This is a genomic window from Bartonella vinsonii subsp. berkhoffii ATCC 51672 (genome assembly GCF_902825225.1).
GTDB lineage: Bacteria > Pseudomonadota > Alphaproteobacteria > Rhizobiales > Rhizobiaceae > Bartonella > Bartonella berkhoffii.
Genome location: NZ_CADEAK010000166.1, coordinates 1 through 445 on the forward strand (window position 1 = coordinate 1; position 445 = coordinate 445).

Annotated in this window: 1 pseudogene; it reads left to right on the forward strand. The window is 37.1% G+C overall.

The window, feature by feature from the left end:
- Positions 1-445 (forward strand): annotated as a pseudogene (locus tag J7R10_RS08760) (hypothetical protein); the annotation flags it as partial.

Below are 445 nucleotides of genomic sequence, written 5' to 3' on the forward strand. Positions count from 1 at the left end.
CAGGTCAAATTGATGTCCTGAAATCCTATCAAAATGCCGTAAAAGCAGGTACGATTTCTGAATATTTAGATGACGATGATGTGGAAAAATATGTTAATCACGCTGTTCAATTTGCTGAAGAACATCTGACCGTTTTAAAGGAGCGAGAGGCGGCGGATGCACGTATTGGTGTACAATCTTTGGCTCTTCTTAATACAGTTTCTGAAACATTAAAAATGATGAACTGGACAGTCTATTGCGACAAAAATTATAATCGTAATGCCTATTTTATAAGCAAAGACCGTATCATTAATATAATGTACAGTCTTGATAGAAAAGGAAAAACACCGATCGTCATATTCAAGGCTTCACTTTCAACACTTGCCTTTTCCACTGCTCATAGGGATGTTTTTCCCGAGAATCCTCAATACATAGCTCTCAAAGAGGCAGAAGAAGTTTATACAGT